Source organism: Variovorax sp. BGA-UO-ETr-C22, from assembly GCF_059567965.1.
On record NZ_JCAQPA010000008.1, the window covers coordinates 175,170 to 194,297 of the forward strand.

Sequence of the window (19,128 nt, forward strand, 5' to 3'; positions counted from 1 at the left end):
ATTCAGATCACACGGCGGCCTTCGCGCCACACGCCGCGCACCAGTGCATGCCGCTTGCCATCGGGAAATGTGCACATACGCACCTGCACCAAGTCTGCGCGAAGGCCCGGCGCGAGCGCGCCGCGGTCATGTTGCCCGGTAGCGCGTGCCGGTGTGCAGGTCACCATGCCCACGGCTTGCGGCAGCGTCGCGAGTTCATCGTCCACCAGCCGCATCGCGGCGCCCAGCAAGCTGCTGGGCACGTAGTCGGACGAGATGATGTCGAGCAGGCCGCCGCGCGCCAGTTCGGCCGCTGCCACATTGCCCGAGTGCGATCCGCCGCGCATCACGTTCGGGCCGCCCATCACATTGGCAAGGCCGAGTTCGCGCGCCGCGCGTGCCGCTTCCATCGTTGTTGGAAACTCAGACATGCTCGCGCCCTCGGCGTGGGCCTGCTCGACATGCGCCGCCGTGGTGTCGTCGTGGCTCGCAAGCGCGACGCCGTGCGCGCGGCAGTAGTCGACGAAGTGACGCCGGTGCGGCTGCGCATACTCGGTCTGCAATCTGCCGGACCGAGCCACAGTCAAGTCGAACTTGCTGTCGCTCCAGCCTTTCTTGCCGGTGTAGTAGACGCGCGCCAGCTCGATGTTCTCCCATTGACGCTGACCCGGCGTGTGGTCCATCAGAGAGATCAGCGACAACCGCGGGTGCTTGCGAAAAGGCTCGAAGAGCTCAATGGTGTTGGGTGCAGGCAACTCGCAGCGCACGTGCAGGTGATGGTCGACGCGCAGCAGATCCTGTGCAGTGCAGGCGTCGAGCGTTGACAACGCCTCGCCCCATGTGCTGCCGCGCAGGCTTTCGGTGTCGGCCTCGCCCACGCCGAGCGCGTCGAACACAGTGGTGATGCCGGCCGCAGCCAGTTCGGCGTCGTGTGCCAGCAGCGCGGACAAAGGACTCCAGTGCACCTTCGGGCGGGGCATCAGGTGCCGCTCGAAGTTGTCGGTGTGAATTTCCACCAAACCCGGCAGCAGGTAGTCGCCGTCGAGATCGACGGTTCCTTCGGCACTCGGCCCGCTGTCGATCGCGTCGATGCGGCCACCGGCGACTGACAACGAACCCGACACCACCTCGTCCGCTAGCACCATGCGTGCGTTCGAGAACACAACGCGCGCGCTCATGGCTGGCTCCTGAACTCGCCGACGTTGACGCGGCGCGTGGCCACCGCGGCACCAACGTCCGCGTCATGGAAGATGCCGACGGTGGCGGCGCCACGCGCCGTGGCCTCGCGAATCAGTGCGATGACTGTGTCGGTGTTGGCCGCGTCCAGCGACGCCGTGGGCTCGTCGAGCAACAGCAGTGGCTTGGGCTTGATCATGTTGCGGGCGATGTTGATGCGCTGCTGCTCGCCGCCCGAGAAGGTGGCAGGCGGCAGGTGCCACAAGCGCTCGGGAATGCGCAGGCGCGCGAGCCAGCGGCGTGCCTCTTCGCGTGCAGCCTCGATGCCCCCGGGGTTGCCACCAGCATCCTCGGCCAGCGGCTCGGCCACCACGTCGAGCGCCGGCACCCGCGGAATCACGCGCAGGAACTGACTGACATAGCCGATGGTGTCGCGACGCAGGCTTACCAGCTCGCGCGGCGCGACCTGCGTCACGTCGACCGGGCCGTTTTGCGACTGCACCGTGATGCGGCCCTCACTCGCGCGGTAGTTGGCATAGATGAGCTTAAGCAGCGTGCTCTTGCCTAGACCGGAGGCGCCGTCGAGCACGACGCATTCACCGGCCGACACGCTCAGGTCGACCTGGTCGAACACTGACAGCTCCAGCTGGTTCTGGTGGTGAAGTGTGAAGCGCTTGGCCACGCCCTGGATGTGAAGCAATGGAAGCGTCATGGGGTCAGTACCGATGAAACGAGCAGTTGGGTGTAGGCGTGCTGCGGGTCGTCCAGGACCTGATCGGTGAGGCCGGACTCGACCACGCGGCCTTGCTGCATTACGACCATGCGGTGCGCCAAGAGCCGCGCCACAGCCAGGTCGTGCGTAACGACGATGGCGGCCAGCTGCATCTGCCGCGTGAGCTGGCGCAACAGGTCGAGCAGGCGCGCCTGCACCGACACGTCGAGCCCCGAGGTCGGTTCGTCCATGAACATCAGTCGTGGCTGCGTCACCAGGTTGCGCGCGATCTGTAAGCGCTGCCGCATGCCGCCCGAGAAGGTGCGGGGTGCGTCGTCGATGCGCTGTGGATCGATCTCCACGCGCTGCAGCCATTCGGCGGCTGTGGCGCGCAGGCGGCCATAGTGGCGCTCGCCCAGGCCCATGAGCCGTTCGCCGACGTTGGCGCCGGCCGACACGTCCATGCGCAGGCCGTCGGCCGGGTTCTGATGCACGAAGCCCCAGTCGGTACGCGCCAGCAGCCGCCGTTGGGCCTCTGTCATCGAGAAGATGTCTTGCAGCCCGCCGCCGCGCACTTGGAACTCGACGCTGCCGGCATCTGGCTTGTCGCGCGCGGCGATGGCGTTGAGCAGCGTCGACTTGCCGGAGCCGGACTCGCCGACCACGGCCAGTACTTCGCCGGGCCAAAGATCGAATGATGCGTCGTGCAGCGCCACGCGGTCGCCGTAGCGCTTGCCGATGCCGCGCACGCGCAGCAAGGGAGGATGGGAGAGTGCGGCGTTCATGCAATGGCCTGTTCTTCGGAAGCGACGGCCTGCCCGGCCGGCGCCTGCTGGCGCGACTGGCAGTAGTCAGAGTCCGAGCACACGTGCATGCGCGAGCCTCGGTCGTCGGTGATGATTTCGTCGAGAAAGCTGTCGGTTGCCCCGCACAGTGCGCAGGGCTCGTCCCAACGCTGCACCTCGAACGGGTGGTCGTCGAAGCTCAGGCTCTCGACCGGCGTATAAGGCGGCAGCGCATAAATGCGCTTTTCGCGGCCGGCGCCGAAGAGCTGCAGCGCGGGGTTCATGTCCAGCTTCGGGTTGTCGAACTTCGGAATAGGCGACGGCGACATCACGTAGCGGCCATTGACCAGTACTGGGTAGTCATACGTGGTGGCTATATGGCCGTAGCGTGCGATGTCCTCGTACAGCTTCACGTGCATCAGGCCGTACTCGGCCAGCGCGTGCAACACGCGCGTGGTGGTTTCGCGCGGTTCCAATCGCTGCATCGGTTCCGGCACCGGCACCTGGTACACCAGCACCTGGCCTTCGGCTAGCGGCGCTTCAGGAATGCGATGGCGCGTCTGGATCAGCGTGGCCTCGGTCGTGCGCGTGGTCGTCTCCACACCTGTGGTGCGCTGAAAGAAGCGGCGGATGTTGACTGCGTTGACGGTGTCGTCCGAGCCCTGGTCGATGACCTTGAGCACGTCTTTCGGGCCGATGACCGCGGCCGTGACCTGTATGCCGCCGGTACCCCAGCCGTAGGGCAGCGGCATCTCCCGTGAGCCGAAAGGCACCTGGTAGCCCGGGATGGCCACCGCCTTCAGGATGGCGCGGCGGATCATGCGCTTGGTGCGCTCGTCGAGGTAGGCGAAGTTGTAGCTGATGGCAGTTGTGGTGGTCATGGCTGTTCTCCCGTGGCTTGCTTCCCCGCGCCTGCCTTTTGGGACGTGCGCATCTTTCGCACGAGTTCGAGTTCGGCCTGGAAGTCGACGTAGTGCGGCAGCTTCAGGTGCTGCACAAAGCCCGAGGCTTCGAGGCTGTCGCTGTGCGAGAGCACGAATTCCTGCATCTGCGCGGGTGCCTCGATGGCTTCGCCGAGTTCTTCCGCGCGCAGCGCGCGGTCGACCAGGCTCATAGCCATGGCCTTGCGTTCGCTGTGCCCGAAGGCCAGGCCGTAGCCGCGCGTGAACTGCGGCGGCTCGGTTTTGCTGCCGGCGAACTGGTTCACCATTTCGCATTCGGTGAGCTCCATGTCGCCAACGGAAATGGTGAAGGGCAGCTCTTCGGGGGCCAGCTCCAGCTCGACGCTGCCCACACGGATCTCGCCGACGAAGGGGTGGCTGTGTGAATAGCCGCGCTGCGTCGAATAGGCCATCGCGAGCAGAAAGCCCTCGTCGCCGCGCGCCAGGTTCTGCAGGCGCGTGGCCCGGTCGGCCGGAAAGCGCAGCGGCGTTCGCGTGAGGTCCACCGGTGCTGGGTCGCCGGCGGGCACCTCGTGGGTTTCAATCAGACTTTCGTGGTTCAGCAAGTCCACCACGCGTGGCGTAACGGTGGGTGCGACGGAGGCGTTGGTTCCGGAGCGCGTACCGTCTTTCGAGGATTCTGCATTGGCCAACAACGTGAAGTCGAGCAGGCGCTGTGTGTAGTCGTAGGTCGCGCCCAGCACCTGCCCGCCCGGCAGATCCTTGAATGTGGCGGAAATGCGTCGATCAAGCTGCATGCGCGCGGTGTCCAGCGCCACGCTGGTTCCCAGTCTCGGCAGCGTGGCGCGGTAGGCGCGCAGTAGGAAGATGGCCTCGACCAAGTCACCTGCTGCCTGCTTGATGGCCAGCGCAGCCAGTTCGGGATCGTAGACCGAACCCTCAGTCATCACGCGATCAACCGCGAGCTTGAGCTGCCCGCGGATCTGCGACACCGACAGCTCGGGCATGCCCGCGTCGCCGCGTCGTTGTTCGGCCAGCAGCTCGTAGCTGCTGAGGATGGCGGCTTCACCGCCCTTGACGGCAACGTACATCTCAGGTCCCCAATTCTTCGATGCGCGTGGTGCGCGGCAAGCCAACGATCTGCTGAGGCGCGGCCAGGAAGAGGTCGATGCCGCGCGGGAACCCGGCATGATTGGCGGCCCACTGCGCAATGAAGGCCGAGGCGCCGGAGCGCGGGAGGCCGGCGACCTCGATCCGTGTGCAGTCCTTGATGCCGGGGCCGCGTAGCGCCCAGCCGGCTGCGCCACCTTCGATCAGCGCGGCCACGTCGAGCACACAGGTGGCGGACTGGTCGGGATAGGCATCACTGCCATGGGCAAAGTGCTCGAGCGGCGGGCATTCGTCGCCCTGTGCAACCCATGCGAACTGCGCCTGGTCCGGCGCGTCAACCAACACGCAACCAGTGTGAAAGCGCAGCCACGCGGCTGCATCGCTGTTAGCCAGCGAGGGCGAGAGCCAAAGAGTGCAGTCGGGATCGAGTAGCGCCAGCAGCAGTGCGGCAGATGCGGCATGGCCGCGCGATGGCGCTTGCGCATCGTGCGCCAGTGCGATCACACGACCAGGATGCGACAGCGACTGCAGTGCTGCGCGAAACACTGACTGGCTGCCCAGCGCCGCATCGGAGAAGCCCGCGCCGAGTTTGGAAAGATCGTGCGCGCTCATTCGTTCCCCTCTTCTTCGTCGGCCACGCCGGCTTCGCGCGCGACCGTGAAAAATTCGACCTTGCTGCTTTGCGCGCGGGCGTGGCGCCGTGCACGTTGCAGGGCGAGGTGATGGCGCACCGGCACCAGCAGTTGCGTGTTCAGCAGCTCCTGCCGCTCGGGATCTTGCAGCAGCGCATCGGCCAAGGCGGCCAGTTGCGCATGGCGGTGCGAGCGGCCCAGCACGTAGGCAACGCCGACCGCCGAAGCCGTGTCGCCTCTATCGTCTGTTCCCCCGAGGCGCAGCGCGCAGCGCGTCACCGTAACCTCGCCCACGTTGAACCGTTGGCCGGTTCCGCCGGCGCGTCCCTGCACCATCACGAGCCCCGTTTCGGGCGGGCGCAGCCAGTGCGGCGTGCATTGCGCATGGGCGCCCAGTGCCGGCTCTAGCAGGTCGAGCGGCGCTCGTGCCAGCGTCGCCATCCACTGCGCACGGTCGAGCGGACGCCCGGCCGGTTCCGTGTCAAAAGCATGAAACATGAAAGTGATATTCTGAAAGTTGTATAGACAAATTGAACAACCAGCGCGAGCTTAGAGAGCGCACAAGACGACTTCATGACAACCACAACGAGCTCTTCCGCATCGCTTCCGGCACGCCCGGCGCGCGACAGCTTCTGGACCCGCATCGCCGCCGATCTCGCCGACGCCATCGCGCGCGGCGTCTATCCGCCGGGGCAGCGCCTGCCCTCTGAACACGCGCTGGCAGCGCAGTTCGGCGTCAATCGCCACACGATTCGACGCTCGCTGGCCGACCTCATCAGCCAAGGCCTGCTGCGTGCGACGCAAGGTAGCGGCACCTATGTCGAAGAGTTCGCGGTCGACATCGCGCTAGGCAAGCGCCCGCGGCACCATCAGCGCCTCGCACAGGCGGGGTTGCGTGGTGCGCTGCACGTGGTCGCCTCCAGCACCGTGCGCGCCACTGCCGCGCAAGCCCGCGCGCTGGACGTGGCGGCGCGCAGCACGCTGCTGTGCCTGAACGTGATCGGCGAAGCGGAAGGCCAGCCGATGCACTTCAGCGAGCGCTTTTTTCCTTTGCCGCGCTTTGCCAGGCTCGAAGCCGTGGTGCGCGAGACGGGCTCCATCACGGCCGGATTTGCGGCCCACGGCGTAGACGACTACACGCGGCGCGATAGCCGCATCACCGCGCAGATGCCCGAGGCCTCGGTGGCAGCACACCTGCGCCAGTCCGTGGGCCGGCCTGTGCTGTTCGTCGAAAGCGTGAACGTGGACACCGCAAATACGCCCATCGAATACGCCCGTGCCTGGTTCGCCGGCGACCGAACGACGCTGACGGTGAAGCACGATGACTGAGCGCGATACGTATATCTTGCGCAGAGCACATCGCTACGCCGCCTACTTCGCCCCCCCCCTCGAAAGTGCCTGGTGGGAGGCCGGCACCAGCTGGCTCGGTCGCTGCGCGGCCAGCGGCGAAGCGAGGCCGCAGCTGGTCTTCGACGGGCTGCCGGTCGATCTACAGCGCAAGGTCACGGCAGCACCGAGGCGCTACGGCTGGCACGCCACGCTCGCGGCGCCCTTCACGCCATGGCCACACATCGAGGAAGCGACCCTGCGCGATGGGTTGCAAACGCTCTGCCAGGTTTGGGAGCCGTTCACCATGCCCGCACTTGAAGTCGCGCTGCTCGATGATTTCCTGGCGCTGGTGCCGGCGCAGCCGAGCCCAGCGCTGAATGCAGTGGCCGGTGCCTGCGTGACGGGCCTGCATGCTTTTTCCGAACCGCTTTCGCCCGCCGAGCTTCAGCGCCGCCGCGCGGCCGGCCTCACGCCCGAGGAAGACGCGTTGCTGGTGCGATGGGGTTATCCGTTCGTGCTGGGGCATTTCCGCTTTCACATGTCACTGACAGGCTCACTGCGCGACACCGAGCCCGCCATGGTCGATGTCCTGCGCGTGGCGGCACAGCAGCATTTCGCGCCGCTGCTGGCATCGCCGCCTTTGCGCTTCGAGGCCATCAGCCTCTTCGCGGAACCCACGCCCGGCGCTGACTTCATGTGCCTTGAGCAGATGGAGCTGGGCCGATGACCGGGCGGCTCGTGTACGTCGCTGGCCCCTCGGGCGCCGGCAAGGACAGCTTGCTCGAGTGGCTGAAGGAACAGCTGAGACCCGACGCACCGGTCGCTTTTGCACGCCGCACCATCACGCGCGCTGCCACGAAAGACGGCGAGCAGCACGATAGCGTCGACATGCACGACTTCTTGCATCTGCGAGCGGCTGACGCCTTCGGGCTCGACTGGGAAGCCAACGGCCTTTGCTACGGCGTGCGCCATACGGAACTGCCGCCTCGGCGCGATGGCGCTGTGGTGATCGTCAACGGATCGCGCGCCTACCTGCCTGAAGCGGCGCGCCGTTTTCCGGACATGACGGTGGTGCATGTCACGGCCGGCGTTGAAACCTTGCGGAAACGCCTTATGGCAAGGGGGCGGGAGTCGGCCGAAATAGTAGAAGCCCGCGTGCAGCGGGCGCTCGCTTTTCGCATGCCGACGGGCTTGGCCTTCATCGAAATTCACAACGACCAGCAGCCACTCGCCAGAACCGGCGCGCAGTTGGCCGAGGCGCTGCAACCGGCCATCGGGCCGTATTTACGGCCTGGTTTGGCTCTCCATGGGAGTGGTAAATGATGCTGCTCCAACGAGCCAGGTTGCAAGAGATCCGATAACAAGCAGAAGCAGCCCCGGCGTTTCTGGCTCGCTTCACATGGGCCACAGAGCCGCAGGGTTCCAGCATGTTGCCATGGCCTGCTCGATCCGTAGATCAGCAACTACGCGAGTCTTGGCGATACACACACCTGGATTCGGCTACCACGCGAATGTGCCAACGAGGCTTGGGCGGGACCTGCATGCGGCAGCGGGTGCACCCGGCAATCACGCCGCCTACGGCCTGAGATTCCATATGCGGACGATGGCATCGTTCAGGCCCAGACCCCCCAATCATGGGGGGCGCGTGTAACACATCCGCGCCATACCCTCCAGCGCAAGCAAAGGCGGCTGCCGATGTGCACCTGCCGACGTCACGCCGTGTGATTGCCCGAATCCTTAGTCATGTCCGCGTAGGCCGCTCTTGGCACTACCGCACATGCTCGACGTGAGCATTTATACAAGAAAGCATCCAAATCGATGGAGGAAAAAATCTCTATGACGCATGCGCGCAAGCTCATGATCTTGGTCGCCCTCTTGATCCTCTCTGCCTGTGGAGGTGGAGGTGGAGGTGGAGGTGGAGGTGGAGGCTCTCCTGGTGCCCCAGTCGGGGTTGATTTTCCGGTTTCCGGGACTCCTCCAGGCGCTTCGCCGGGCACCACTGTCCCCTCATCCTTTCCCCCTGTAAGTCGCATCGATCTCGCACTTGAAAGTGGAGATCCCAGTGGGCTGCTGCCCGAGGATCGGAGCACGCTGTTGGAGCGCGCCACCCGCAAGGCCATAGAGTTGCGCCCCCGTCCACAGCAAATACTCGCTGACATCTACAACACAAAGGGCAAAGCCCCAAATCTTGCCCTCAGTGTCAACAACAGCAGCAGCAGCGCGCTGACACCCGCCGGCATAACCCAAGCGACCCCCTTCATCGTTTCGGACGACGGCTCGGGAATTGCTGCCATCACAGAACTGGGTAGTGGTCGGGGTCTGGCGTATGGCGCGGACGTGCTCTCCTGGATGGCTGGAACTTCGCGAGAACAACAGCACCTGCCGCTGTTCACCCGCGCCTTCACCTGGTTGATGACTGGCCAAGCCCAAGGCAATCTGCCTGCGATCATCAGATTCAGCCAGTCGGGCTACAACTCGAGCGTGGTCAAGAGTTTTGTGACGAACCGCCTCGAAAAGCAGGTTCAAGAAATCAGTTGCGACATCGCTTCGCCTACCAACACCTGCTGGGATGACGCCGATCTGCTCGTGTTTGGCGCCAACGTTCCCAACAATGCTGGCCTGGACGAGTTGGTGCGGACTTACCTGAAAGCCGGCAAATCCGTGATCTACATGCACGGTGGCTGGTGGTACTCCGCAGGCGGCACGCAGTTGCTGGCCGGCATGGGCATGAATGTCAATGGTGAGCCCGGCAATTTCTTTGCCAGTGAGCCAACCTACACAGTGAGTGCAAACCGCACCGCCGCTGACGCCCTGGCGCGCGCAGACCAGCTCGGCAAGCTGGTGCAAGCGCTCCAATTGCTTGCGAAAGACAAGTACACCCAAGACTTCACGATTGATAGCGTCCCCATCGACGCCATCAATTTGGTCCGCAAGGACCTGTCGAACAATGAAACGGCGGGTCAGAAGGTGTTCAAGGCGGAGAATACCGAATTGCAGCGTCTGCTGGTGCTGTGGGCCGACGAGTGGCGTCCTGAGGTTGGCTACGGCAAGATTAGCCGTACAGGCGATGCCGCCAACTTCCTGCGCGCCTATGCATCTGATTCCTGGGAAGCATTCAGCCGCAAAACGACCACGACCAACCCCGGGGGCCAAGGCGACTACATGCCAGCTGTTGCCCAGAAGCTTGCCGCGAGCACCGACTACGAGACCATCGAGTTCACGCTCCCTCAAGGTAGCGGCAAGACGGCAATCGGCCGAGGCGCCATCCCTGCCAGGGCGGTAGCTCTGGAAATCGCCGATGCACCTGCTGGCGTCAATCTCGGCCTGCAAACGGGCTACATCCGGACCTCCGGTAACCCATTAAAGGAAGACAACTACAGTCGTCCGCGCCAAGCGCCCTCCTGGACCGTGCCGCTGCAACGCGATGCTGTCAACGACTTCGTCACGCCTTTCGGGGGGCCTCTGTTTCTAAGCTACAGCGGCGCCGCCGCCGGGCAGAAGGTCAAGCTGCGCATCAGGGGCGTTGTCAAGTATGCACACTTCGACTTCAGCCAGGGTACACCTGCGCAGGCCGATCTGGATGCGGCGATGGCAGCGCTGCAGCGCCGGGATTATGGGTGGGCCACTTTCAAGTTCCGCGGCGGCGAACTTCAGCAGACCATCGCCAGCGCGCTCGAAAGTTTCAAATACGGTATGCCAGCAGGCACGCTGCGGACACCTCAGGACCTCGTCACCAAGCGCATCGTTGGCATCCTGATGGATACCAACCACATGTCAAACGGCTACAACGACATGGCGATGCCAAGCACAGTGTCGACGCTGTGCACCACCTTCGGCTGGGCTTGCGATGACGTTGTACACAACGCCCCGGGTGTTCAGCACTTCGTGAGTTGGCTTGCGGCTTGTGGTGGCGGCTGCTCCGGTCAGCCGATCGACAACGGCAATTGGTCGATGGACATTGGGTGGGGCTGGCCCCATGAACTGGGTCACAACACCGTACAGCCGTGGATGCACGTTGTGATCGACGGCAAAGGTTGCGACATCGAGTGCGACAACAATACGCTGTCGAGCGCTCACATGCTGCGCCGCTATGCCGTCCTCGGCGAGGATGCGAGCGGCGCGAATACCGACCACGCCGCCTTGTACAAGATGATTCAGGACAATCGAGCTGGTAGCCTGAGCGGTGAATTGCAGCGCGCAGACATGCAGGCTCGACTGTGGGGCGGTCCGGAACAAAGGCCGATGCTCGCTATGTACTTCCAGCTGGCGTATCTCTACACCCAGGCCCGGCATCCCGAGGCCGCCCAACCGACGGCTGCCAGCACCATCGAGTTTCTGACCCTCCTGTCCAAAGGAGGGCGCCTAGTTGCCAAGAAATGGAGCACTAACACGGCGGGTAACTACGGAATGAGCAGCTACACCAACAACAGCATTCCTAACCACGAATTGCTGTATGTGCTGAGCTCGAAGATCATCGGCCAGAACTTGCGCGACGTCTTCTTCATGTACGGCATTCCCCTGTCGCAGACAGCGCTCAATTCGGTGGCCGCCCTCAATCTCCCACTCGCTGCGCAACAGTTTTACGCGTTGGGCGCAGGAAAGGCCAATCAACTCGCGACGGGTGAGTGGTTGTCATTGCAGGGCCAGACCCCGGCATACCCGTAATGAGCAGAGGTTGGCGGCCCACGGGTGATGTCGTGGGTCACCAGCTCTACGAATGCAATCGAGGAAGAAGGAGACCAAGTACTTGCGTGAATCTCGGGCCTTAGCGTGGGAACCGTTCTCCATGGCTCGGCCGTTGTCTGGGACGATTGAGCATAGATGATCACAGCCAATCGAGAACTTCGAAAGGGAGTAAGAAATGCAGTCCGAATCCATTTTTTATGTCTGCAGTAGCTTGCGTGTTTCGCTGCAGCTGATCGACCGCGCCATTGCGCGAATAGATGCAAAAAAACTGTTTCCCGAAGAGCAACATAGAACTCGACTTGCTTGCGCCATGGTAGAAATTCTTGAAGTTGTCGAATCTCTGCGCTCATCCACTCCCGAGCTAAGCCACTCGAGCGCAGAAGCAAGAAAACTCTCGTCCTCATACGACGACCTATTCAAGGTCGCAGTGCTAGAAGCTCAAACCTTTGAAGCCGAGAGAAACTTTGGGAAGGCGGCGACCAGGTACTCCCAATTTTTGGAGATTTGTGGCTCTCACACGCATCAAGTACTCGCGCGAGGCGAGCTCCAACGACTCCAATCTCTGGGCGACCTCTAACGACCTGCACGTCGCCATAACGCGAATCGTTCCAGACTCAGTCTTCGACGGCAAGAATGCCGAGCATGCGGGCCCGAGCGACGGCATGCCGGCGACTTGACGCCCCCAGCTTCGCAAAAAGATTTTTGATGTGCCACTTGACCGTCTCCTGACCCACGGCGCTGGCAGCTGCAATCTCTTTGTTCTGCAAACCCTGTGACAACAGCCCCAAGACCTCACGTTCCTTGGGCGTTAGTAATTCGGTCGGTGCCACCATGTCCTCCCAGCGCGCAACGGACGCAGAACTGCGCTGCGTAACTGGGATGCGGCCATTTGAAACCAGATGCGCTACATCGTGCGACACATCGGACACCAGACCAGCAAGCTCAGGATGCGTGTCAACCATGATCCGCTTGAGGCCGAGCACTCCTGCCAGATTGATCGACTCCCGCAAGAGCTCTCCCGTATCCTCGCCGAGTCGATGCATCGACAGTACCTGCAACAGCCTACACTCGATGTAGTCTTGCCCACGGCGCAGTTCGCTCGCTCGTGGCACTGCGCGCTCAAGATACCGCAGCGCCTCGCGAAACTCCCTGTTCGCAATACAGGTGTAAACCTGAGAAATGCACAGCCGGAGATCCAGCAGCGGCGCCAATGTCTTGGAGTTCAGCCGCAATGCGTCCGCATGGGCGGCGCTGGCGCGTTGCAACAAACGCGTGCTGGAATGGGCACGCCCGGCACGCGAATGCACGGCGATCAACTCTGAAAGCGCCTCCAACATCATCCAGGGTGAGTTCCGCGTCTCTGCAAGGGTACACAGGTAGTCGAGCAGATCCAGGCGCCTGGCCTCATGGCCCTCCCACGCCGCGATACGCGACGCGGTAATGAGCCCTCTAGAAACCAGAAACGGCAGACCTTCGGCCGCAATAACGTCCAAGCGATCGGCCAGCAGTGCGGCGGCGGCGTCGGGTTGATCGAGATCCCACAAAGCGGCAGCCAACGTGGTATCCAGCATGATGGAATACCTGTTTCGCCGACCCAGCTTCCTGCGCACATCGTCGGATGCAGGGCCGAGCACATCCGCTGCCAGCGTCGCTTTCCCCTCCCATAAGTAGCTCCGACCGACAAGATGAACACAGGCGATTCGTCCCGGGCTCAGTTCCTCCGTGACATGCGCGGGAGCACCTCTGGTACAGCGGTGTCGAGCCAGATGAGGCTGTCCTGTGAGCAGGAGAATGAGGCTCCCCTGGTTCAGGATGCGCTGATCCAAGTCGGCAGAACCGGTGGGATAGGCCTCCTCCAACTCTGCGACCAACTCAGCCGCCCGGTCATAGCTTTCCTGAACGAATGCCAAAATGATCTCGACAGCTACCGCTTCCCGCTTGATCTCTGCCGGCAGGTCGACTTCGGCGCGCACCGCCGCGATCAATTTTCCTGCCTGGGCATCGGGCTCGCCGAACGCCCTGACGAATGCACCTGCGAGCGCCAGCCTGGGTCTCGACAACAGCACTTCAAGAGGAATGCGATCCAGCTGCGCTCTTGCCCTGCCAACATGTCCGTCTAGCGCCAGAGAGTACAGGCAGCGCTCCGCCAACTCGTAGGCGCGATCCACTTGACCCGCCGCCAGAGCATGGTGCGCAGCTTGTTCATCCAGCCCGCGCCGAGCCAACCAGTCGGCCGCTCGCTCGTGAATGAGTTGAAGTTCATCAGGGGCGAGTATCTCCAGGGCCCGAACACGCAGAACTTCGCGGGCAAGTGGATGCATCTTCATCCAATCGCCGCCGACCGTCGCATCGAGAACGGGCGTCGACTCGCGCAATTGTTCCAGTTCGGCGGCACTCTCAGCCCGACCGGTCAGCTCGACACACAATCCCGGATGAATGGCATCCACCAATGAATTTCGGAGCAACAAGTCCACTGCGGTGTGGCTCAGTCGATTGAGCAGAAACTCCATGAAGTACTGCCCTCCCCCCTGCGCCGCCCGCTGGGCAAGATCCAAGGAGTGTCCAGCAGCGGCCTCTTGCTCAATGGTTGAGCTCATCAACTGCAACCCGAGTACCCAGCCTTCGCTGGTCTCGTGGAGCCTTGCAGCCATGTCCTTATTCATGCCTTTGCCAAAGCGCATGGCAAGGACTTCAGTCGTCTCTGCCGACGTCATTCTCAGCGCACGGGCATCCAAAGTACACCATGTGGAATTCCCGGCACGTCTGGCCGCAGGCAATTCGATCTTCGTTCTTGAAGCTAGGGCGAGTGTCAGATTTGCGGGGGCATTGCAGACGATGTACCCAAGCAGGCTGCGTGCACCGGGATCTTGCAATGTATGAATGTCATCCAGAATCAACGCGAGCGGCGCAGCCATTGCGGCCACATTCGCAAGCCACCTCGTTGCAGCAGCCATAGCATCCTTGGCTGAGTCGATCTCCTTGACAGCCAGCGAAAGCTTCGACGATGCGGCGCTCACGGCGTACTGAATCGCCGAGATGAACCGCATCCCCTCGTCGCGCTCGTCGAGTGCGAGCCACGCGACCGAAACCCCACGTTGCAGCCATTGCCGACGCCATTGAGCTAACAGTGCAGTCTTACCAAAACCTGCCGGCGCTTCCAAAAGCAACACTTGGCAGTCTCGGATGCGAGGGGCATGCAAGCTCAACCGAGCTCTCCCCACGATCAGCTTTCCGGATCGCGGAGGAATCGCCTTGAGAACGAACTCCGGCTCTATCAATCGATGCGGCATTTCTCTGACGGAATACGTTACGGGCCACCGTTTAATGCTTGGATGAAACGAATCAAGTCGAGAGCCCAAGCGGATCACCAGATCGTCCGGGGCCTCGATTGGCAGCAGTGCATCTCACAGCTTTTTAGCATACACGGCCTCCAAGCCGGCTCCTGCCAAATCAATCAACTCGCCAGGATCCTCATCGAGTGCCCACAAGTGATTCCGCTGACCCTCACGTCTCGCGCCCAGAGCGGCTGGATGTCGCCATCAACGAAAGGTCGATGAAGGACCGATACGTCGCTCCCAAGCGTGAAGTCGATGCACGCACGGCGACCAGGGGGCGAAGACGTCGACTAGGCACATTGCGCAGTGGCATGGTGGACCAGCGATTTGACCACAATGACAACGGCGCATTCGCCTGCGCTGGCGCGGGAACGTACTTGTGGATACGGTCGATAAAGAGCGCTTCGCGCTCCCAAACGCCTGCCAGCAAGTGGTCACGACACGAACTGGGCGACGACGCCGGCACCAAGCAGTAAACACCTGGTCGCGCCCTCATACCTCGATTGATCCGCCAATACAGCCAGAGGAAGTCCAGGGCGCCGCTCAAGATGTCGTGCCGCGCCGGCTTGCATGGCAGCGATCCGGCGTAGTGGCGATCGCAGCGCAAAGCAGAGTCACAGATGCGGTCGAACTGCGGCGTCTTGAACGCGTTGGAACCCTAGCCTCCGCGTCAATGGCGATTCAGGCTGTCCAGCAGAATCACCACAGCGTTGCGCGGGCGGGTCAGTGATGCAGTCATTTTTATGGAGCAACCCTGATGGGGAAATGGCACGCAACGCTTCGGCCCGGAACAATGTCGCGCAGCAGAGGCGCTTCGGTGGCGCAGAGTTCTTCCGCACGGGGGCAGCGGGTACGAAAGCGGCATCCGCTAGGAGGGTCGAACGGGGACGGCGTCTCCCCCTTCAATGTAATCCGCGAGTGCTTGCCGATGCTGTTCATGTCGGGCGCCGCCGACAGCAGTGCCTGGCTGTAAGGGTGCGCGGGAGCTGCGAAGAAGCTGTCAACATCCGCCACTTCGCACAGTACGCCTAGGTACATCACCGCGACGCGGTCCGCAATGCGGCGTACAACTGCCAGGTCGTGCGAGATGAAAAGCAAGGCGAGCCCGCGTTCGAGTCGCAGATCCTGTAACAAATTTATGATCTGCGCCTGCACCGAGACATCGAGTGCCGACACGACCTCATCGCAGATCAGCAACTGAGGCTGCGCAGCCAGCGCGCGTGCAATCGACACTCGCTGGCATTGACCGCCCGACAACTGGTGTGGTTTGCGTGACGCAAATGCGGGATCGAGGCCGACGCGTTCGAGTAACGCTGTTGCTGTACGCACCTGCGCATTGACATCGCGATTTCCTGCATAGCGCAGTGGCTCGGCTATGGTTTCTCCGATATTGCGCCGAGGATTGAGCGACGATATCGGATCCTGAAAAATGATCGGCATGCACCGTCGCAATGCGCGCAGACCGCTCATTTTTAACCCCGTGACATCCGTGCCGTTGAAGCGGACTTCACCGGCCGTGAGTTCCACGAGACGCACGAGGGCGCGACCGAAAGTTGATTTTCCACAGCCAGATTCGCCGACCAGGCCTACCGATTCCCCGTGTGCCACACTAAGCGTGGCACCGGCAACCGCGTGTAGGCGCCGTCCTCGAACTTTGAAGTCGACCTGCACACCCCTAGCCTCCAGCAAAGCTGGTTCATTCATCGCGAAGCCACCAACGTCGACTCGCCCACTGGCGCAGGGTGCCAGCACGCAAAGCGGTGAAGGGTTTCGAAATCGCCTGACAGCGGCGGCTGAGTTGCACAGCGCGCGTCGGCGTGCGGGCAACGGGGGGCGAAGCGGCAACCCGCCGGGAGATTGTGCAAATCTGGAGGTCGGCCGTCGATGCTCTCCAGCCGGACGTGACGATCATCGTGCAACCGCGGCAACGCGCGAAGCAGCGCGGCGGTGTAGCGCATGCGCGGCGTGACGAACAACGCTTCGCTTGGCCCGATCTCGGCGACGCGGCCGCCATACATCACGGCGACGCGGTCCGCATGTGAAGCGACCACGGCCAGATTGTGACTGATTAGCATCACCGCCATGCCTCGCTCGCGGCGCAAATGATCTAGCAGATCGAGTACCTGCGCCTGCACAGTGACGTCGAGCGCCGTAGTAGGCTCATCGGCAATCAGTAACTTGGGTTCACATGACAATGCCAACGCGATAACTACGCGCTGACGCAAGCCACCGGACAATTGAACTGGATACTGGCGAGCGCGGCGCGTCGGATCTGGCATGCCAACGCGCTCCAGCAGTTCCACTGCACGTCGCCGAGCCTCGGCGCGTGACAGGCCGCGCCGGCGCGTCAACGCGTGCTCAATTTGCTCGCCGACTGTCAATACGGGATTGAGCGCGGTCATTGGGTCCTGAAACACCATCGCGATGCTAACGCCACGCAGCGCTCGCCAATCGCGTTCGCTTAGCGTTGTGAGTTCATGACCTTCAAAGCGAATCGAGCCTATGACACCCTTGACACTGCCAGGTCGACACAGGCCGAGCAACGTACGCGCCAACACTGTTTTGCCGGCCCCCGATTCGCCAACGAGGCCAAGCATCTCGCCTGCGGCGATGTCAAAACTGACATCGTCGATCACGTGCGAAGCGGCGTCACCGTTGCGCAACCAGACGCCAAGACCACGAACTTGAAGCAATGCGCTCAAAGTGCGGCTCCTCGTGTGTCGAGACGCTTGCGCGATGCGTCACCAATGACATTAAGCGCGAGCACAGTCACAAAAATCACCAGCGCTGGAACCAGGGCCACATGCGGAGCCTCCGCGAGCACGGGTCGCCCTTGCGCGATCAAGGCACCCCAACTGGCTGCGGGAGGTGGCACGCTCAAGCCGAGAAATGCAAGTCCACCTTCGGTGGCGATCGCAATGGCTACGCTGGTCAAGCCATAAGTGCCGACCGCAAGGAATACATTCGGCAGCAGCTCGCGCAGCAGCACGTCACGGTGCGATGCGCCGAGCGAATGGGCTGCAAGCACGAATTCGCGATTTGCATACCCAAGGGTGGCGGCGCGGGTCACTCGGGCGAACGCAGGAATCTTGATGAAAGCGATGGCCAGTGTCACATTGGTGAGGCTGGGCCCAAGCACTGCGCTGATCGTCATGGCAGCCACCAGCGGTGGAAGGGATAGGATCACGTCGATCAACCACAGCACGGCCTCTTCATAGTAGCCTCGAAAATAGCCCGACGACAAACCGAGCGCACCGCCGACGAACAGTCCGATCAAAGTTGCGCTCAATCCCACCGTCAACGAGATTCGAGCGCCCCAGATGATGCGCGAGAACAGGTCGCGACCGACATCGTCCGTGCCAAGCCAGTGGGCCATCGAGGGCGGCATTGACAGTTGCGTGTAGTCGGTATCGTTCGCCGGATCCAGCAGTGGAAGCCACTGTGCCAGGACCGCCGCGCTGAGGAGTAGCGTCATCCAAGTGAGGGCCAATAGCAACCAAGCGTCGCGCCGAAAAACCCTCAGTTTGGCGCTTCTCTCATTCATGACGGATCCTCGGGTCAAGCAGCAGATAGGCCAGGTCGACCAGCAAATTGACGAGGCAAAAGGCGACAGCGATGCACAGGACCACCCCCTGCAGCAGTGGATAGTCGCGATTGAGGGTCGCATCGACCATGAGGCTCCCGAGGCCGGGTAGCGCGAAGAGGTATTCGATGATGACCGCACCTCCAAGGAGCACACCAGTATTGACGCCGAACACGGTGATCATTGGCAGAAGTGACGGCCGCAACGCCTGCCTGAACAAGATGTAGCCTGCGCTGTGACCCTGGGCCTTGGCTAGCAAGATGAAGTCCTCCTGCAGCGTGGCGATCATGTCGCTGCGAACCAGACGCGCGTAGATCGCCATCGGTGTGGCAGCAAGAACGAGCGAAGGCAATGCCATGCTGCGCATGTTTGCGAGAGGGTCTGTACCGATCGAGGTGTAGCCAGTGGCCGGTAGCAAGCCAAACCGCACGGAAACTACGTAGATGAGGATGATCGCAAGAATGAAAGCGGGCGCCGACAGGAGGCCGTATGCGCCTATATTGATCACCCGGTCCAGCGCGCTGTCTCGGCGCCAGGCGGCAACAACCCCGAGCGGCAGACCAACAATAAGTGCTATCGCCTGTGCCATCAGCATCAGCTGCAGCGAGACCGGCAAGCGCTGCACCACGACCTCAGTCACCGGCTCTCTGGTCATCAGCGAGCGCGAGAGATCACCGTGGAGCGCCGACATCAGCCAGTCGAAGTAGCGCAGGAGCACCGAGCGATCCATCCCCATCTGGCTGCGCAGATCCTCAATCTGGGCTGGAGATGCCTGGTCGCCGAGTATCGAGACGACCGGATCCCCTGGAAGCAAGTTGATGAGCACGAACGTGAGCACAGTCGATCCGAAGAGCACGGGCACCAATCGCAACATGTGCCGGATGGAGGAATTCATCGCA

General features: G+C 62.5%; 17 protein-coding genes. 5 read left to right on the top strand and 12 right to left on the bottom strand.

All coding sequences use genetic code 11. From position 1 onward, the window contains the following. Positions 1-2: 2 nt before the first annotated feature. The 7 genes from AC57B8_RS08295 to phnG are packed head-to-tail and all read right to left on the bottom strand — an operon-like array spanning position 3 to position 5,794. The gene (locus AC57B8_RS08295) at positions 3-1,157 is read right to left on the bottom strand and encodes an alpha-D-ribose 1-methylphosphonate 5-triphosphate diphosphatase (protein ID WP_496479252.1); all 1,155 of its coding nucleotides are present in this window, start codon (positions 1,155-1,157) and stop codon (positions 3-5) included. Further along, positions 1,154-1,867 carry a phosphonate C-P lyase system protein PhnL gene (phnL, locus tag AC57B8_RS08300; RefSeq protein WP_496479253.1) on the bottom strand — a complete coding sequence of 238 codons (714 nt, stop codon included), beginning with the start codon at positions 1,865-1,867 and terminating at the stop codon, positions 1,154-1,156. Before phnL ends, AC57B8_RS08295 begins: the two co-directional genes overlap by 4 nt. Then, the gene (phnK, locus tag AC57B8_RS08305) at positions 1,864-2,652 is read right to left on the bottom strand and encodes a phosphonate C-P lyase system protein PhnK (RefSeq protein WP_496479254.1); all 789 of its coding nucleotides are present in this window, start codon (positions 2,650-2,652) and stop codon (positions 1,864-1,866) included. Before phnK ends, phnL begins: the two co-directional genes overlap by 4 nt. Then, complete coding sequence (locus AC57B8_RS08310) at positions 2,649-3,533, bottom strand: alpha-D-ribose 1-methylphosphonate 5-phosphate C-P-lyase PhnJ (RefSeq protein ID WP_496479255.1); 885 nt, start codon at positions 3,531-3,533, stop codon at positions 2,649-2,651. The genes phnK and AC57B8_RS08310 overlap by 4 nt, the downstream gene beginning before the upstream one ends. Next, positions 3,530-4,645 (bottom strand): carbon-phosphorus lyase complex subunit, encoded by a 1,116-nt coding sequence (locus AC57B8_RS08315; RefSeq protein WP_496479256.1) that lies wholly within the window; start codon positions 4,643-4,645, stop codon positions 3,530-3,532. The genes AC57B8_RS08310 and AC57B8_RS08315 overlap by 4 nt, the downstream gene beginning before the upstream one ends. A 1-nt stretch (position 4,646) precedes the next feature. Beyond that, positions 4,647-5,276 carry a phosphonate C-P lyase system protein PhnH gene (gene phnH / locus AC57B8_RS08320; RefSeq protein WP_496479257.1) on the bottom strand — a complete coding sequence of 210 codons (630 nt, stop codon included), beginning with the start codon at positions 5,274-5,276 and terminating at the stop codon, positions 4,647-4,649. Beyond that, positions 5,273-5,794: a phosphonate C-P lyase system protein PhnG gene (gene phnG, locus AC57B8_RS08325; RefSeq protein ID WP_496479258.1), complete on the bottom strand. Its 522-nt coding sequence runs from the start codon at positions 5,792-5,794 to the stop codon at positions 5,273-5,275. Before phnG ends, phnH begins: the two co-directional genes overlap by 4 nt. A 75-nt stretch (positions 5,795-5,869) precedes the next feature. Between phnG and phnF the strand changes: the two genes are divergently transcribed. From phnF to AC57B8_RS08350, 5 genes are all read left to right on the top strand, one after another. Next, the gene (gene phnF / locus AC57B8_RS08330; protein WP_496479259.1) at positions 5,870-6,625 is read left to right on the top strand and encodes a phosphonate metabolism transcriptional regulator PhnF; all 756 of its coding nucleotides are present in this window, start codon (positions 5,870-5,872) and stop codon (positions 6,623-6,625) included. Then, positions 6,618-7,352, top strand: a complete 735-nt coding sequence (locus AC57B8_RS08335) for a DUF1045 domain-containing protein (RefSeq protein WP_496479260.1) — start codon at positions 6,618-6,620, stop codon at positions 7,350-7,352. Before phnF ends, AC57B8_RS08335 begins: the two co-directional genes overlap by 8 nt. Next, on the top strand, positions 7,349-7,948 hold the full coding sequence (gene phnN / locus AC57B8_RS08340) for a phosphonate metabolism protein/1,5-bisphosphokinase (PRPP-forming) PhnN (RefSeq protein ID WP_496479261.1): 600 nt from the start codon (positions 7,349-7,351) through the stop codon (positions 7,946-7,948). Before AC57B8_RS08335 ends, phnN begins: the two co-directional genes overlap by 4 nt. A 534-nt stretch (positions 7,949-8,482) precedes the next feature. After that, positions 8,483-11,290: an ImpA family metalloprotease gene (locus tag AC57B8_RS08345; RefSeq protein ID WP_496479476.1), complete on the top strand. Its 2,808-nt coding sequence runs from the start codon at positions 8,483-8,485 to the stop codon at positions 11,288-11,290. A gap of 196 nt (positions 11,291-11,486) precedes the next feature. Continuing rightward, positions 11,487-11,888: a hypothetical protein gene (locus tag AC57B8_RS08350; RefSeq protein ID WP_496479262.1), complete on the top strand. Its 402-nt coding sequence runs from the start codon at positions 11,487-11,489 to the stop codon at positions 11,886-11,888. Between the two features lie 37 nt (positions 11,889-11,925). On the opposite strand, the gene AC57B8_RS08355 is transcribed toward AC57B8_RS08350, so the two are convergent. The 5 genes from AC57B8_RS08355 to AC57B8_RS08375 form a co-directional block, all read right to left on the bottom strand. Beyond that, a complete protein-coding gene (locus AC57B8_RS08355) occupies positions 11,926-14,481 on the bottom strand; it encodes a LuxR C-terminal-related transcriptional regulator (protein ID WP_496479263.1) in 2,556 nt (851 codons plus the stop codon). 906 nt (positions 14,482-15,387) lie between these two features. Continuing rightward, positions 15,388-16,317 carry an ABC transporter ATP-binding protein gene (locus AC57B8_RS08360; protein ID WP_496479264.1) on the bottom strand — a complete coding sequence of 310 codons (930 nt, stop codon included), beginning with the start codon at positions 16,315-16,317 and terminating at the stop codon, positions 15,388-15,390. A 29-nt stretch (positions 16,318-16,346) separates the two neighbouring features. Further along, on the bottom strand, positions 16,347-17,348 hold the full coding sequence (locus AC57B8_RS08365) for an ABC transporter ATP-binding protein (RefSeq protein ID WP_496479265.1): 1,002 nt from the start codon (positions 17,346-17,348) through the stop codon (positions 16,347-16,349). Beyond that, positions 17,345-18,190 (bottom strand): ABC transporter permease, encoded by an 846-nt coding sequence (locus AC57B8_RS08370; RefSeq protein WP_496479266.1) that lies wholly within the window; start codon positions 18,188-18,190, stop codon positions 17,345-17,347. The genes AC57B8_RS08365 and AC57B8_RS08370 overlap by 4 nt, the downstream gene beginning before the upstream one ends. Continuing rightward, positions 18,183-19,124 carry an ABC transporter permease gene (locus AC57B8_RS08375; RefSeq protein ID WP_496479267.1) on the bottom strand — a complete coding sequence of 314 codons (942 nt, stop codon included), beginning with the start codon at positions 19,122-19,124 and terminating at the stop codon, positions 18,183-18,185. Before AC57B8_RS08375 ends, AC57B8_RS08370 begins: the two co-directional genes overlap by 8 nt. Between the last annotated feature and the right edge of the window lie 4 nt (positions 19,125-19,128).

Coding starts and splice junctions, on each gene's coding strand:
- AC57B8_RS08345 (WP_496479476.1), top strand. CDS start 8,483: ATGATCTTGGTCGCCCTCTTGATCCTCTCTGCCTGTGGAGGTGGAGGT.
- AC57B8_RS08370 (WP_496479266.1), bottom strand. CDS start 18,190: ATGAATGAGAGAAGCGCCAAACTGAGGGTTTTTCGGCGCGACGCTTGG.
- phnG (WP_496479258.1), bottom strand. CDS start 5,794: ATGTTTCATGCTTTTGACACGGAACCGGCCGGGCGTCCGCTCGACCGT.
- AC57B8_RS08315 (WP_496479256.1), bottom strand. CDS start 4,645: ATGTACGTTGCCGTCAAGGGCGGTGAAGCCGCCATCCTCAGCAGCTAC.
- phnK (WP_496479254.1), bottom strand. CDS start 2,652: ATGAACGCCGCACTCTCCCATCCTCCCTTGCTGCGCGTGCGCGGCATC.
- phnF (WP_496479259.1), top strand. CDS start 5,870: ATGACAACCACAACGAGCTCTTCCGCATCGCTTCCGGCACGCCCGGCG.
- AC57B8_RS08310 (WP_496479255.1), bottom strand. CDS start 3,533: ATGACCACCACAACTGCCATCAGCTACAACTTCGCCTACCTCGACGAG.
- phnH (WP_496479257.1), bottom strand. CDS start 5,276: ATGAGCGCGCACGATCTTTCCAAACTCGGCGCGGGCTTCTCCGATGCG.
- AC57B8_RS08350 (WP_496479262.1), top strand. CDS start 11,487: ATGCAGTCCGAATCCATTTTTTATGTCTGCAGTAGCTTGCGTGTTTCG.
- AC57B8_RS08335 (WP_496479260.1), top strand. CDS start 6,618: ATGACTGAGCGCGATACGTATATCTTGCGCAGAGCACATCGCTACGCC.
- AC57B8_RS08375 (WP_496479267.1), bottom strand. CDS start 19,124: ATGAATTCCTCCATCCGGCACATGTTGCGATTGGTGCCCGTGCTCTTC.
- AC57B8_RS08295 (WP_496479252.1), bottom strand. CDS start 1,157: ATGAGCGCGCGCGTTGTGTTCTCGAACGCACGCATGGTGCTAGCGGAC.
- phnL (WP_496479253.1), bottom strand. CDS start 1,867: ATGACGCTTCCATTGCTTCACATCCAGGGCGTGGCCAAGCGCTTCACA.
- phnN (WP_496479261.1), top strand. CDS start 7,349: ATGACCGGGCGGCTCGTGTACGTCGCTGGCCCCTCGGGCGCCGGCAAG.